Below are 15,088 nucleotides of genomic sequence, written 5' to 3' on the forward strand. Positions count from 1 at the left end.
ATGAGTGCTTGAACTACAAACTGCAAATGATGTATGTATGTCAGCCCGTATTACGAACTTGTTACAATAGTAGCAGATCATTAACGATTGTAAAGAGTCTTAATGATTATCAAAGCTAGCATAATCGATAAGGAAATCTAATTCTTGAGACTGAAGGGATGGGAACAGGAGGGCGAATTAGTCCCCCTAAGCTGGCTATACTAGGCACCATCAAACGTTTTCGGGAATAACTTGTGCGAACGAATAAAACGCTGGATGAATCGCTCTCGATCGAAGTGGCAAAACAGGTCAATAGTCGGGCACAAACGTCCTTTAAAAACGCCTACAATGCTGCTCTGGTGACGGATGGAGCTGCATACGTTCAGGGGTTTCTGGCTCTTTTGAGGAAGTCCTACGTTCTGCTTGAACATGGCTGGTTAGAGCTCGACGATCGCATTATTGACCCAACATTGCCCCACCTGCACTGCACCGCGCCAGATCTTTATTACTTCCCTGCTCAACAGTTGACCGTAAAGCAACTTAAAGCAGCTGTTGAAGAGGCAAAGGAAGATTACCCGGAGGATGAGCCGCTCCCCATTTACGGTGATGCTCCCTACGAGTACTACGGTGAAGTGATGTTAGGGGGGAAAGACTATTTGAATGCATATCAGGCAGCTGAAGCCAAGTGCAAAGAGCTAAACCAGCGTATTGCTGATCAGAACTAAGTGATTGATCTAAATTAAGTGATTGATCTGAATGAGGAAACTATACTTTTTGCTTCCTGGAACAACGGGTCGGTTTGCCTGCGGCGGCCTGTGGGCAGAGTTGAAAACGTTTCAGTTAGCCCAGCAAATTTGTTCAGCAGAAGTGGTTACCTATCGGCAGCGAGAGGTCGATAAGCCGTTTTTAGCAGATGTCTTGAAGCAGTCCGATCTGAAAAACGCCATTTTTATGGTGAGTTGGGGCTTTGACGTACCTAAGCTCGTGAGTCAACTGAAATCGCTTCAGGTGGTTTATCACGCCCACAGTGCGGAGTACGGTTTTAAACTGCCTTCTGCCATGCCCATTATTACCGTCAGCCGTCATACACTGGGCTATTGGGGACAGAAATCCCCCCATGCCTTGCTCTATTATTTACCGAATCAAATTTCAGATGAGTTTTACGATCGCCACTTAGACCGTGATATTGATGTGCTGGTACAAGCCCGCAAGTCTTCAGACTATTTACTAAAGGAACTGATTCCTGCACTGCGATCGCGTTGTCGGGTCACGGTGATCGATTCCTTCGTTGAGGATCTGCCGGGATTATTTAACCGATCGCGCCTTTACCTTTATGATTCAGCGCAATATTGGGCAGAGCAGGGAGTGACGGAAGGGTTTGGGTTGCAGCCGATGGAAGCATTAGCCTGCGGTTGTCAAGTGTTTTCGAGTGTGAATGGAGGGTTGGCAGACTATTTAGATCCGGGGTTCAATTGCCACAAGATTGCTGGTTATGCTCAAGCGTATGATGTAGAGCGCATTTTGCATGTATTACAGGATTGCAATAATGCACCATTACCAGAATCTTTTTTTGCGGAACATCGGACTGAGAAAATCCTCAGTCGTCTGACTGTGATTCTAAATGAGATTAACCACTTTTTTGACTTTACTCAAAAGCCGTGCGAACCAATCGAGCCTTTGACTTCAACCCGGCTAATGGGGCTGAAGCTGAAACGAAACTGGAATAAGTTGAAAAAACGGTTTGGTTGAGGTCTAGATTCTAGTTGTCAGGGTATATCCCACTTTTGATTGGCGGGATGGGCAGTTTACTGGCAGGCAAAACTTCGGCTTGAGTGCTCAGTCGAAACACTGCCTGCGCTACGGAACTCGCTCCATTTGCATCAGTGGAATGTGTCCAGCATGGAATTGCTGACTTAATCATCCCCTGGTTCTTCAGATGGTTCAGGAGTGGCTGCTTCTGCTTCCCGGAAAATATCGGTGCGCAGATCCCGTCCTTCGGTATACATCTGGGGGGCAACAGCCGGATTGCTGAGGATTTCCTGCGGATCTTTGGTATAGCCGCCTTTGTATACCAGATCCCGCGTATCGACTACTTTTTCATCAATGGGTGACTTTTCTGATTCATCCGGCTGGTTTGGATAGGAGGCTGGGTCTGTTGCTTTATGCTGATTTGTTACTTTGTCATTCATATCACTCATCAGTTTCTCCCACTTTTAATATTTTGGTAATTTTTTGACTTCCGTTCAGATTGCTCGATTCATTGATTGATTCATCGATCGATTCACGGTTTTTCATCCAGTCCCTTGCCCACTGAAAGGACACCCCCGCTTGCCGTGCTGCCTGTTCATCTTCGGGTCGATCGCCTACATAGAACGAATCTTGCGGTGTATGGTGGTGGCGTACCATTGCCAGTTGCAACATTCCCGATCGCGGTTTGCGATACTGACCCGACCATTTCGTTTGGCTGTGATTATGAACATTGTGACGAGTGACGCGGAAGCACTTTCTGCCTGCAAAGTCAGGACAAAAATAAATCTCTCGCAGTTCTGGAAACAGGTGAAGGGTGTATTGTTGTTCCTGAATACAATGCTGCATGGACTTGTGACCGGCTGCAACACCGCCCTGGTTAGTAATACCGACGATAATCCAATCTGGTGAATAGGAGCGAATTGCAAGATCAGCTCCAGGAACAATGTGCTGATCCTGAGGATATTGAAAGTACTGCTGACCGCTCAGGGGTTCACGGACTGTGCCGTCCAAATCCACCATCATTAAGCTCATGGCATTCCTCACAAAAAGAGACTGGAATGGCATTAATCCTTGCGCTCTGGATAATCCTCTGAGGATTTGGGATCTAGCTCCCACCGTCGATCGTCCCTTTCCTCCAGTAACTCGTTAATCCTAACGTCTGTGTGGTCATCAATTTCGACCCCCACTGCTGCGGCTAATTCCTCAACAACATCCTGGTCGGGCGTACCTGCCGTCCCACCAACTGCCTCATCCCCAACGGCACTTGCCTGTTCATAGTTGGCATCCACATCTCCCCCGGTCAGGACAGGGCTAGCATCGCTGTTGTTGAAATGATCGTCACTTCGTCGGGAAAATCTACCTGCTCGATCGCTCGGCCGACCCTGAAGTCCAGTGCCACGAGTCTCCGTCTGTTCCTGAGGCAAGTTACTGACCACCCCTGCATCATCCGGCTCAGATACCACACCGTCATCGTCAGCAGCAAAATTATCATCTGTGTCATCCACAGCAACCGTATCAATCACAGCCTGATCAAACGGCACTTCCTCTAAGCCGGTCTCAGATTCTAAACTTTCCACTTCAGGTGGATTTGCTTTTGTCCTTGCCTTCGATCCCGGTTCAGGATTCAGTTCTTCGGCATTTTTCCCAATCGTTTTGGCATTTGCGGTTGATTTGGAGTGCTGATTTTTGTCAAGCATAATCGCATATCCTGAAGAACATCAATTGAACAGTAAGGCGACAAATGATTGAATTAAAAAGTGAGATTTAGGCTCAAACTTTTCTTTTTTAAGAGACTGGGCAAATTTGTGGTCTTTAAAATTTTCTTATCTACACCGTAGCGAACGATCGATTCAATCAACTCTTCATCTGGATAGATATGAAAACTGATATAGCGTTCACAAATTGTTTGTGAACAAGGGGGTAGGGGCAACGCCCCCACACCAGGGGTTTACCCCTGCACCCCGTTCAAATCCTACGGAGGATAGCTATATAAAAATAGATATGAAAATAGATATGAAAGCTGCGATCGATTTTTACAATGCCATTATCTTTCTCAAAAGAGATACAGACAATTGAGGCGGGCAAGATGCCCGCCCTACAAGAGTGCTCAGAAACTACCGATGGGTAGTTAGATTGGTTTAACTTTGACTACACATCGCAATCAAAGACATCACTTCGCTCCGGCTGAGTTTTTCCTTACCTTCAATCAAAGCATCCAGAGTGGCGTGGGCTAGAGCCAGCGGAATACGGCAAAAGTCCAGGGCGGGCCCGTCCGGCAATGCCGCAGCATAGGCATCCGCCAGGGCAAGATTGCGTTGGGCGTAGCTATGCATTTGGGCGGCTCCCCACCCCTCTGGATAGAAGTTGACTCCCCGCTCCAGGTCATCGGTATGATTCCGCAAAATGTTAACCGCCTGGAGTCCGCGACCAAATCCAAGGGCCTCGGTGCGATCGGTCTGAGTCCCGTCGTACCAGGCCCACAAGTCCGACAGCATCAACCCCACTGCACCTGCCACACTGAACGTGTAGCGATCGAGATCTAATTCAGTTTGAATTTTCCAATTGACATCCGCCCAATTTGCCATCCGATCGGACATGGCAGCCGTTGCATCCCAAATCCGAGGGGCGATCGTACCGGGAGCTAGCAGGGCCCATTCTCGAACGCGCAATGAAACTTCAGGTAAAACATCCTGGTGAGGTTTGAGTTCTGCTTCAAAGGCATCTACCGCAAAGCCGTTTACTCCCGTCTGCATCGTTTGACTGATCGATCGCAAAATTTTCGCCTTGAGCGCGTTTTCCAATTCAGGATGGTCTTCCACTTCATCGATCGCCCGCATGCACAGGTAGGCGGATGCAACTGCCTCTTGCAATCCACGCGGTAGCCGACTGATGGGAATATAAAACGTCCGACTCGTCTCTTTAAGAATCTCTAGGGCATCTCGATATAAATCCATACGTTGCACTCCTCAACTTGCTGCTAGTTGTACTGTGAACCCCAGAAAATTACTGTAATTTAGGGGCTATAAATTGAAAATCCTCCTACACCGTACAAGAGAGTAGCTCTTTTTTAGATAGACGTTCCGTAGCTACCCCATGCACAGGAATATCGATCGATATCGCCCCAATGCAGTGAGGGGAAAATGTTGGCGGTAGAGATGATAATTCAGGTAAAAGTGACAGGGAAAACCCGTTCCCGTGAATTCAACTTCATCCCAACGCCCGTCTGCACTCTGGGTAGTGAGTAAATATTGCACACCCGCTTGAATAGCGGTCTCGGCATAATCTCCGATCGCATCTCCGGCAGACATCAACCCAATCAAAGCCCAGGCGGTTTGAGATGCAGTACTTACCCCCTGCCCCTTCAACGACGAATCATTGTAGCTGCGACAGGTTTCACCCCATCCCCCGTCTGGGTTCTGGCAACTGAGTAACCAGTTTGCACCCCGTTCAATAGCCGATCGATACTGTTGCGGAGCGACTAAAGCCAGAGCAGTCAAAGCTCCACTCGTTCCATAGATGTAGTTCACCCCCCAGCGACCAAACCAGCTCCCGTCAGGTTCTTGTTCTTGAATCAGGTAGGAAAGGGCGCGATCGAGGGATTGGGAAGAGAGAGAGGAGAGAGGAGAGAGGAGAGAGGAGTCAGGAGTCAGGAGTCGGGAATCAGGAGTCGAGAGGGAGGAGAATGTTTGATTCCCGATTCCTTTTAACCGTCCTACCATTTCCAGGACTCGTGCTGTGACATCAGCCGTATTGGGATCAATCATGGCTTTGAGATCGCCATAGGGCAGGAGGTTGAGCCAGTCCTGATTGTTATCAATATCAAAGGCGGCCCAGCCTCCGGGTTGGCATTGCATCGAAGCAATCCAGGCAATGGCCCGATCGATCGCTTGCTGCTTCAAGGGTTCATCAGGCAGTTGAACGGCGTTGAGGGCCATGACGACCACAGCGGTATCATCCACGTCCGGGTAGAAGCGATTGATAAATTCAAAGGCCCAGCCCCCCGGTTTGCCCTGACGATTTTTCACCGCCCAGTCGCCATAGTCGAGAATCTGCTGCTGGAGGAGCCATTCTCCTGCCTGAACCAGGGAGGGATGATCAAAGGCAATGCCCGAATCCACCAGCGATCGCATTACCAGGGCCGTATCCCACACTGGAGAAACGCAGGGCTGCACCCAGTAGGTATCCTCGGTTTCAACGGCGAAATGGTCGATCGCCTGAAGTCCACGCACCACGATCGGGTCGTGAACCGAATAGCCTAAACTGCGTAGGGCCAGCATCGAATTAAGCATGGCGGGAATGATGCCACCCCAGTCTCCAGTGACTTCCTGCCGTTCCAGCACCCACCTTTCTGCCGCTTGCAGTCCCTCATTGCGGAAAGGCACCAAGTTCAGGCTTTCAGCAAACTTAAAGGCGTGATCCAGCTCGACAAATAGATCCGTCCAGTCGCCATTTCGCGGCAGTTCATAGGTGCGCTGGCTACCCTCAACGTACAGTTCATCTAATGTAATCGCTGGATCAACCACATACACGGGCTTGCGATCGAACACAATGATTAGGGGAACCGTACTGCCCCTGGCCCAACTCGACAGCTCATAAATATTGAATGGAAATTGATCGGGCAACAGCATCAACCAGGGCGGAATGGATGGCAAACCGCGCCAGTCGTAGCAGCCAATCAACGCCAGATGAAACTTGGTAAAAATTCGAGTCTTGCTGATGCCCCCCCGGCTCAGGATAAACTCCCTGCCCGTTGCAAGTCCGGATCGCTGGCGGACACTCCCAGTAATCGCAGAGCCGTATAAGCTTCTACGGAGGTACTCAGTTCCCCGCCATCGCCATAGAACAGCTCCCATCCTCCATGTTCCCGCTGCTGCGATCGGAGATACTGTTCTGCCTTAGCCAGGGGACGAGTGGCATCTGTGCCCCAAATTTTGTGCAGCAAAACCACTTCTGCCGTAATGGTGGCATTGGACTCTAAATCTGCCCACCAATACCCCTCTGAATGCTGTAACGAAAGCAAATAGGCTTGGCTACGGACGATCGCCTCGTCGAGTTGGGCTGGGTCAAGTTGGGCTGGATTGGGTGCTGGACTTTCTTTGGCTGGTGTTCCTCCTGAACTTGAAGATGCTTTCGATTCATCGTATTGAGTCTGCATAGGATACCGTTCACTCACATCAACATTTGCGGCTTACCCTTGCGATTCCTCTACCCCTTTTCCCTAGTCCTTCATTGTTAAGCTTTGTCTCAAAGCTAGAATACTGTATTGTGCGTCATGCTCCCTAACCTTGGCAACACTCCAATGGGTCAAATTGATCTAGCGTTACTCCTTTTGTCATCTCCCTTCTTACTGATTTCTCTGCGATCGTTTTCCCTGCCATCCCTCATACTCTTGTTCCTCACTCTCCTCTCCCTGATTATCTGGCTCTATCTATTAGTCCTGCGTGGACAGTTCTGGCGTTCCGATCAGCAACTCGAATCCGCCTCCTTTTCGCTCCCGCCAACTCCCAACTCCCTCCCCTCCATCTGCGCCGTTATTCCGGCTCGCAATGAAGCTGATCTGTTGCCAGCCACAATCCGATCGCTCCTGACTCAGGACTATCCTGGAGATTTCACGATCATTGTCGTGGATGACCACAGCACCGACGGTACAGCTCAAGCAGCGATCGAGGCGGCTGAGTCCCTTCAACAGGCTCATCGACTTCAGGTGATGCAGGCTGCCCCGCTGCCTTCTGGATGGACAGGAAAGCTCTGGGCAATGGAGCAAGGGGTACAAAAAGCACAAGCCGCTGCTCCCGACTACCTTCTGCTCACCGATGCCGATATCCAGCATGATGCGCTGAATCTGTATCGTTTGAGCAGCAAAGCCGTTCAGGACAGTTTATCCCTCGTGTCCGTGATGGTACGGCTACGGTGTGACAGCTTCTGGGAGCGGCTATTGATTCCAGCCTTCGTATTTTTCTTTGAAAAGCTGTATCCCTTTCGATGGGTGAATGATCCCTGCAATCCTACTGCTGCCGCCGCTGGGGGCTGTATTTTAGTACGACGGGAAACCCTCAATGCGATCGGGGGTATTGCCTCCATCCGAGATGCTCTAATTGATGATTGCGCCTTAGCACAAGCCGTTAAGAGCCGTCCCCCCCTCCTGGATCCCGACTTCATGGGCACGTCGAAATTCGCCCCTACTTCCGACTTTATGGGCGCGTCGAAATTCGCCCCTACTTCCGACTTTATGGGCGCGTCGAAATTCGCCCCTACTGACTCCCCCTACACCCCCATCTGGCTCGGTCTGAGCGATCGCACCCTCAGTCTCCGTCCCTATTCTTCCCTAAAAAGCATTTGGGATATGGTGGCTCGCAGTGCTTACACACAGTTAGATTATTCCCCTTTGCTACTGGCGGGAACGGTAGTGGGAATGGCGATCGTTTATCTGATTCCACCCCTTAGCTTGATTCTGGGGGTGGGGATTGGCAGTTGGGAGATTGCCCTGGTTGGATTGGCTAGTTGGCTATTGATGACGATCGCCTATTTGCCAACGGTACAGTTCTACCAATGTTCTCCTGGGTATGCCCTCGCTCTACCTGGAATTGCTTTTCTGTACAACCTGATGACGATCGATTCTGCGTGGCGACATTGGCGGGGGCAGGGAGGAGTTTGGAAGGGAAGGGTATATGAGAGAGGAGTGAGGAGTGAGAAGTAGGGGCGCATTGCGATGCGCCCATAAAGTCAGAAGTAGGGACGAATTGCGATGCGCCCATAAAGTCAGAAGTAGGGGCGAATTTCGACGTGCCCACGAAGTAATTTCATATAATTCACCCCGTCGAGGGGACGAATTCCGTTTTCCATAGATTTGTGTCATTCCTGCGATTGCGATTCGTTCTTCAACATTCCCTCACATTTCTCCCCTAAGCTTGAAGTGAGTGAGGAGCGATCGAATTACGCGACAGGCAAGAATTGAGTGCCAGCAATAATGTCAATTCTTCTTGGTTTCACCCGCTGATTGCCAAAGGTTTAAGGAGAGCGTCATGTTTGAGAGAATTTTAGTTGCAATTGATACATCGACTGGCGACAGGCACGTTTTTGATACCGCTTTATCCCTTGCCCAACTCACCCAGGCCCGTCTTTTATTAGCTCACGTCTTGTCTGATTTAGACACAATGAATGATTCAGATACGCGCAGGCGTGGAGATGCTGAGGGAAATCCTCACTACGATGAAATGCCGAGGTTAGCAAATGCTCCCGCACACCATGCAAACGGTTTGGAAATGCTGCGACAGTTCCATGCGATCGCCAAGGCCTCCGGGATTGGAGCTGATATTGCCCAACCCCTTGCCAATCCGGGAGATAAAATCTGCAACCTGGCGATCGACTGGGGGGCTGATCTGATCGTGATGGGACGGCGCGAACCCGAAGATTTACAAACTTCAACCCAGAGCAGCGTCAGTGATTATGTGGTTTGCTCTACTTCCTGTCCCGTGCTGGTGATTCAGCATCAAAAGTGCGATCGTGCCAGCGGATACCGCAACCAGGTGGCAATCATGCATTGAGGCAAATCATGCATTGAGGCAAAAGGCAACAGAGTAGACGGTATGAGCGTCACTCCTCAGCTTCGATCGTCTCAATCTTTTTGCCACTGGCTGTAAAACTAGCTGTAAAACGGAGAGGGGGGGATTCGAACCCCCGTTGGGTCGCCCCAAACTTGATTTCGAGTCAAGCGCATTCAACCGCTCTGCCACCTCTCCGGGTATGGGGTATCTTTGCTATTCTACTCTGTCTAGTTAACGGTTTTGAGGGAGATTGGCAAACTGACCACGAATTAGGCAACCAGACGAGGCAGGGAAGCCTTAACTTGTCTCGTCTTCTCCTGAGTTAAACAACTCAAACACCTGACGGCAGAAAAGTTTTAGCTTTTCTTTCACCTCATCGGTGGGCTGAGTGTTACCCACAAACCGCCAGTTTTCGATCGTTGATAATCGCCACTGTTCCCCCAGGTGAGTAAATCCGGCTGCCTCCAGCCCAATTGCCCGTCGAGTCTGGGTCATGGGATCGGAGTAAAACCGAATTTGCACCAAAACACTGCGGCTCTGGAGCGATCGACTCCATCCTGGTAAATGAAATCCGATGTCGATCGAGTCTGGATCCATCCATTCCTGAGTATCCGGATCGTTGGCCCAGGGTTTGAGATCCGCCCTGGCATCCGGAAACTGAGCCTTAAATAAATTGACAACGGCAGCAATCCGGGTGGTTACTTCAAGTCCGATCGCCTGTTCTGCTGCATTCACTCGACTTTACTCCTGCAATTGATCTGGATTGTGCGTCAACCGGGACAAGGGATGAAACGGTTCGATCAATATTCTTCGTACCGTTATGTCCCACGGTCTGGCAGTGTTGGGTGATACGATCCAGCTTGAAATTACTGGAAGATGATCTTAACAAACCAGCCTCGCAGGGAAAAGCTGATTCAATGCGAGATCGCAGCAGCAAAACGCGGGTTGAGCCACCACGCCGAGACGTATCGTTCACATCGGATCACTGTTTTGGGCGATGATCTGTCAGGTCGATTCTCATCCAGTTCCAATTGGAGTGCTGCAATCTGCGCCCTGCCCCCTGCCTGCCCCCTGCGAAAATCTCCTTGATATTTTCAACAGATTCAGACAATCTGAGAACAGTTGCTCGATCGACTGCTGCGGCCCCTTATGCCAGAAAACTCCCTCTACTGGCTGGATCAGATTCAACCATCCCACCGGGCATCGGTCGGCGATAAAGCCTTTCACTTAGGATTTCTGGCACAGCGAGGCTATTCGGTTGTTCCTGGAATCGTGGTAGCAGCGGAAGTGTTTCAAGCCTCTTTAGAGCAAATTGAGTGGACAGAACCAATGTTCACCGATTTGCCCAATTCTTCCCTGTATCTGGATGTAGATAATCCGCGCCAATTGCAAGCGGTCGCTCAAAATATTCGGCAGACCTTACAATCCGCTATTCTACCCGACGGTTTGCTCGATCGCCTGGAGCAATATTGTCAGCAGTGGCACTCTCCCGCGTTAATCCTGCGACCGTCGCTTGCTTTACCGTTTGGACTGGATCCAACTGTGAGTTTAAAAACGACAGGCTTACTGGAGGCAAGGGTTTGCCCAGTGAACAAAGACGCGATCGCGCAAAGCCTGAAGCAGGTGTGGGCAGAGTTGTTTCGGGCGAGAAGCCTGCTGTACTGGCAGCGTTTGCACATTCAACTTCAGCAGATTCGCCTGGCGGTTTTAGTGCAACCCATGCGATCGGTGCTGGCCTCTGGAACTGCTCAACTGCATGATACTCAACTGGAAGTGCGCGCGGTTTGGGGCTTGGGGCAAGGGCTGGTGAATGGTGAAATTATGCCCGATTATTACTCCGTCGATCGCCAAACAGGAACCCATACCGATCAACCAGGCATCAAGACGATCGCCTATGATGTATCGCCACTTCTCAGTACCCCCCCGATCGGCACTGCAAACCGACTCCAGGGAACCTATCAAAGTCACCTGGTTGAGTTTGCACAGTCCACTGATCCGGTCTTGACCACAGCACAGTTGCAAAGTTTGGTGCAGCTTGTAGAACAAACGGCGACCGAACTGGGAACCTTGCTGGAACTGGAATGGATTTTGCTGGATCATCCGTCTGACCATGATGCCTCGGACTCAGAACCACAGTTTTGCCTGACTCAGGTGATTCCCCATTTAGGAGAACGGTTTCATCGGCCAACAGGTTCGGCTCAGAATTCCGCTTCAGTACCCACTGCATCCTATGTCGGGTTGGCTGCTGCTCCCGGACAGGTAGCTGCCACTGCCTGGGTGATGCCCCAAACTGCAATGGGTTCGCATCCTGCCAGGCAAAACGTGGAGATTCCGCCTGGCTGCATTCTGGTTGCTCCCACCATTACACCCGATTGGTTGCCCTGGATCAAAAACGCGGTGGGAATTGTCACCGAACAGGGGGGATTTACCAGTCATGGGGCTGTGCTGGCACGAGAACTGCGAATTCCAGCAGTGACAGGAATTGTCGATGCCACTCACCTGATTCAGACCGGTGAGAAGCTTCTGGTCGATGGCGATCGGGGGGAAGTCCGGCGAGGTAATGCGGTTGAAACGCAGGAAGCACCTACCTACCCGCAGGATAGATCAGGCACTCGAATGCCTGCCAAGCCATTATTCACCGCCTTTGATCTCGACCCCATTGAAGCAGCCTCGGCTCAGGTGGAAGAACTTTCCCAAACGCCAGCCACACAACTGTTTGTTACTCTTAGCCAACCCAATCTGGATCCCCTTGCCGATTTACCGATCGATGGAGTAGGACTGCTACGGTCTGAACTCATGATGCTAGAACTTCTGGAACAGCGGCATCCCCAGCAATGGTTAGCCCAGGGACAAAAAGCTGAGTTAACCCAGCGCATTGCCCAACGAATTCAGCAGTTTGCTCAAGCCTTCTACCCACGCCCCGTTTTCTATCGATCGTCCGATCTGCGCTCCCACGAGTTCATGCACCTGGAGGGAGGAGATGGGGTGCCGGAACTGAATCCTGCTTTAGGAATGCGAGGAACGTTAAATTATCAGGTCAACCCAGCCCTGTTTGAGGTGGAACTGGCTGCCCTCCGCCAGGTGCAACAGCAGGGAGGAAATAATGTCCATTTGATCTTGCCATTTGTGCGAACGGTGGAAGAGTTCAGGCGATGTCGCCAACGGGTTGAACAAGCTGGACTGCGCCAAAATCCTCATTTTCAACTGTGGATTATGGCAGAAGTTCCGTCGGTGTTGTTGCTGCTGCCCGATTATATTGAAGCTGGCGTGCAAGGGGTGTCTATTGGTAGTAATGACCTGACTCAGCTTTTACTGGGAATCGATCGGGAGCAACCCCAAATGGCCTTTGCGTTTGATTCTCACCATCCTGCGGTCATGCGAGCGATTCAGCAAATCATCCAGACGACTCGACGGGCCCAAATCCCCTGTTCCATCTGCGGGCAATTGACCAGCCAATACCCTGAAACGATTAACGCTCTTGTGCGCTGGGGTGTGACCGCAATTTCGGTAGAGTGGAATGAAATTGAACCCACCTATCAGGCGATCGTCCGAGCGGAACGGCGGTTATTGTTAGAGGCGGCTCGTCGTCGGTTGGAGGGAGGGGAATAGGGAATGGGGAGTGGGAATTGAGAATAGCAGCAGGCGTTAGGGAGAGGAGGGATTTGCGCTGGGAGAGAGGACAGGATCGGGGTCAGCTTCGGGAGAAGTGAACTGATTTTCGATCGCGTCTTCGTTGTCGGCAGTCGGCAGGAGGGGACGAACCACCAGAAAACCTGCACCGAAGGCACTAACCATAATGGCAATCACAATGAAGGTGAGCCAGAGTCCACTGAAGTCTCTTTTAGGACGGGGTGGAGCTTCCGGTTCGGTAACGGGTTGAGCAACTTCAGGCGATCGCAGTTGGGCCGCAACGGCCGAAGCGGCAGCAGTTTCTTCTAAAGTGGGCAACGTTGAGTAATCGCCCCCAGACTGAGGTTTGCCTCGACGCGGCTTTCCGGTTGGCGGATTTGCGGCCTGAGCAGTGGCTGGATGGGTTGCAGGCTGACCATTGACGGAGGATTGGGTTGGTTCAACCAGCACTTGCAGATTCATCGCAGCTTTGACAAATCGCTGAATTTCTTGCCGGAGTCGCTGATTTTGTAAGGTCAGATCCTGATTCTTACTATTCAAAGAATCCACCATTGCTCGCGTGGCCTGTAGTTCTGCGGCCAGTTCTCGATACACTGAAAGAGGAACAGAAGCGGATGGGGATTGTCCAGACGCGCTCGGAGTTCGGGTTACAGGATTGGAATTCGCTTTTGATTTCATTGCCTCGAACAGAGTTGGTAAATTACGGTACGAGTAGAAAAATATATGCCCATGAATCATAGTGGAATTTAAAATTTTTGACACCGATTCGTTCAAAAATCTTGTTTTTCTTTTCGATCGCCTGTTCCATATGACCTAGATGGCTCACTCTGCATTGATCTAAGATCTTTAATCTGTGCCTTGTCAGCAAATCACAATCAATCACACTTACTATGCAAGCTGAACGATCTTCTCAATTCCAGGATGCAGAGGTTATGACGCAGGCCGCCCCTGATGCGGATCTGAACGCTGCTGAAATGAAGTATGGTGAACGCCATATCGCTGAAGGGAAATTAATCACTTTCCCCAACCCCCGCATTGGCCGACGTTATACGATCGACATTACTCTGCCCGAATTTACCTGCAAGTGCCCGTTTTCAGGCTATCCTGACTTCGCCACCATTCATATTCAGTACGTCCCAAACGAAAAGGTAGTGGAACTGAAGGCCATCAAGCTATACATCAACAGCTACCGCGATCAATACATTTCCCACGAAGAATCCGTCAATCAAATTCTGGATGATTTTGTGGCAGCCTGCGATCCCCTGGAAGCAAGGATCAAAGGGGATTTCTCTCCCCGCGGCAACGTTCACACCGTGGTTGAGGTTTATCACCAAAAGGCAGAGTAATCTCCGTTGGGCAGGCAGCGTTCGACTGAGCGTTCGACCTGAGCTTACGCCGAAGTCTTGCCTGCCTATAAATCTGCATGTTCAAAGCATTTGTTTTTTCAACTAAAAACTTCAGTAGCGGGCAATTCACCCATTCCCCCTACTGCGATCGGTTGATTTGTGGCAATTCAACTGGCAATTCAGCTGGCAATTCAGCTGGCAATTCATGATTCCTCGGAGCATAGACATCTGGCTGCGATCGGTGATATTCCGGCGATTGATGGCATTCAGCGATCGAGTGACATAAGGGATCTGCAATCAAATAGCATCCCAATTTTAAAAAATCGACTGTAAGGGCGCACTGCTGTGCCCCCTAACGGGTATGTTATTTTGCCGCATCTCCTAAGGCCATTGACATCCGGTTTGATTAAGCTAGAACTAGATCAAAACCTGTATTAACATCCCTGTCTTAACCCTTATTCATACTGGAAATTCATACTGGAAAATGCCATGAAAATTATGATTGCCACGATCGCATCCGTCCTTCTGCCCTTGAGTTTTGCTTCTATGGGCTGGAGTCATGAAGTTCATATCGCCCAGGTGAATCAATCCGATGCCGAGGCTCTGGGAACCCAGGAGCTTGAGCGCAATACGCAGGACGGCATTGATACAGAACAGTTAGATACGCTGGCGACGCAGATTAATCGGGAAGTGAATGGCGATCCGAGTGAGCCGCAAGGCCCATCCGTGCATGAGCTTTTGAATTTGCCGCCTGGGCTGGTGATCCGAGGGACTACTTTAGGAGGTTTGGTGGTTGGCGGAGAGCTTTAAGATTGGACAGCTCCACATCGCTGAACCAAA

General features: G+C 50.5%; 13 protein-coding genes, 1 tRNA gene and 1 pseudogene. 7 read left to right on the top strand and 8 right to left on the bottom strand.

Annotated features, from left to right (window positions below):
• Positions 1-233: 233 nt before the first annotated feature.
• Positions 234-704, top strand: a complete 471-nt coding sequence (locus tag ACM1PF_RS06130) for a hypothetical protein (RefSeq protein WP_416673172.1) — start codon at positions 234-236, stop codon at positions 702-704.
• Between the two features lie 31 nt (positions 705-735).
• Complete coding sequence (locus ACM1PF_RS06135) at positions 736-1,728, top strand: glycosyltransferase (protein WP_416673174.1); 993 nt, start codon at positions 736-738, stop codon at positions 1,726-1,728.
• 164 nt (positions 1,729-1,892) lie between these two features.
• Here ACM1PF_RS06135 and ACM1PF_RS06140 read toward each other — a convergent pair whose 3' ends face one another.
• The 5 genes and pseudogenes from ACM1PF_RS06140 to shc form a co-directional block, all read right to left on the bottom strand.
• Positions 1,893-2,177 (bottom strand): hypothetical protein, encoded by a 285-nt coding sequence (locus ACM1PF_RS06140; protein ID WP_416673176.1) that lies wholly within the window; start codon positions 2,175-2,177, stop codon positions 1,893-1,895.
• On the bottom strand, positions 2,170-2,760 hold the full coding sequence (locus ACM1PF_RS06145; RefSeq protein WP_416673178.1) for an HAD hydrolase-like protein: 591 nt from the start codon (positions 2,758-2,760) through the stop codon (positions 2,170-2,172). The genes ACM1PF_RS06140 and ACM1PF_RS06145 overlap by 8 nt, the downstream gene beginning before the upstream one ends.
• Positions 2,761-2,792: 32 nt before the next feature.
• Positions 2,793-3,425 carry a DUF6335 family protein gene (locus ACM1PF_RS06150; protein WP_416673180.1) on the bottom strand — a complete coding sequence of 211 codons (633 nt, stop codon included), beginning with the start codon at positions 3,423-3,425 and terminating at the stop codon, positions 2,793-2,795.
• A gap of 441 nt (positions 3,426-3,866) precedes the next feature.
• The gene (locus ACM1PF_RS06155; RefSeq protein ID WP_416673182.1) at positions 3,867-4,682 is read right to left on the bottom strand and encodes a squalene/phytoene synthase family protein; all 816 of its coding nucleotides are present in this window, start codon (positions 4,680-4,682) and stop codon (positions 3,867-3,869) included.
• A gap of 132 nt (positions 4,683-4,814) precedes the next feature.
• Positions 4,815-6,769: pseudogene (shc, locus tag ACM1PF_RS06160) on the bottom strand (squalene--hopene cyclase).
• 258 nt (positions 6,770-7,027) lie between these two features.
• Between shc and ACM1PF_RS06165 the strand changes: the two are divergent.
• Together ACM1PF_RS06165 and ACM1PF_RS06170 are read left to right on the top strand one after the other, a co-directional pair.
• On the top strand, positions 7,028-8,425 hold the full coding sequence (locus ACM1PF_RS06165; protein ID WP_416673183.1) for a glycosyltransferase: 1,398 nt from the start codon (positions 7,028-7,030) through the stop codon (positions 8,423-8,425).
• A gap of 325 nt (positions 8,426-8,750) precedes the next feature.
• Complete coding sequence (locus ACM1PF_RS06170; RefSeq protein WP_416673186.1) at positions 8,751-9,272, top strand: universal stress protein; 522 nt, start codon at positions 8,751-8,753, stop codon at positions 9,270-9,272.
• Between the two features lie 110 nt (positions 9,273-9,382).
• Here the strand turns inward: ACM1PF_RS06170 and ACM1PF_RS06175 are convergent.
• A tRNA-Ser gene (locus ACM1PF_RS06175) sits at positions 9,383-9,467 on the bottom strand.
• Between the two features lie 102 nt (positions 9,468-9,569).
• Positions 9,570-10,007: a hypothetical protein gene (locus tag ACM1PF_RS06180; RefSeq protein WP_416673188.1), complete on the bottom strand. Its 438-nt coding sequence runs from the start codon at positions 10,005-10,007 to the stop codon at positions 9,570-9,572.
• A gap of 414 nt (positions 10,008-10,421) precedes the next feature.
• On the opposite strand from ACM1PF_RS06180, the gene ACM1PF_RS06185 reads away from it, so the two are divergent.
• Positions 10,422-12,881 (top strand): putative PEP-binding protein, encoded by a 2,460-nt coding sequence (locus tag ACM1PF_RS06185; RefSeq protein WP_416673190.1) that lies wholly within the window; start codon positions 10,422-10,424, stop codon positions 12,879-12,881.
• 36 nt (positions 12,882-12,917) lie between these two features.
• Here the strand turns inward: ACM1PF_RS06185 and ACM1PF_RS06190 are convergent, their stop codons facing one another.
• Entirely contained in the window at positions 12,918-13,580 is a 663-nt protein-coding gene (locus ACM1PF_RS06190) for a hypothetical protein (protein WP_416673192.1), read from the bottom strand.
• A gap of 254 nt (positions 13,581-13,834) precedes the next feature.
• Between ACM1PF_RS06190 and queF the strand changes: the two genes are divergently transcribed.
• On the top strand, positions 13,835-14,248 hold the full coding sequence (queF, locus tag ACM1PF_RS06195; RefSeq protein WP_416676581.1) for a preQ(1) synthase: 414 nt from the start codon (positions 13,835-13,837) through the stop codon (positions 14,246-14,248).
• A 489-nt stretch (positions 14,249-14,737) separates the two neighbouring features.
• Positions 14,738-15,058 carry a hypothetical protein gene (locus ACM1PF_RS06200; protein WP_416673195.1) on the top strand — a complete coding sequence of 107 codons (321 nt, stop codon included), beginning with the start codon at positions 14,738-14,740 and terminating at the stop codon, positions 15,056-15,058.
• Positions 15,059-15,088 lie beyond the last annotated feature (30 nt).

The organism is Egbenema bharatensis FJBBOT/2019, from assembly GCF_048077055.1.
In the GTDB taxonomy this organism is placed as follows: Bacteria; Cyanobacteriota; Cyanobacteriia; order Elainellales; family Elainellaceae; genus Egbenema; species Egbenema bharatensis.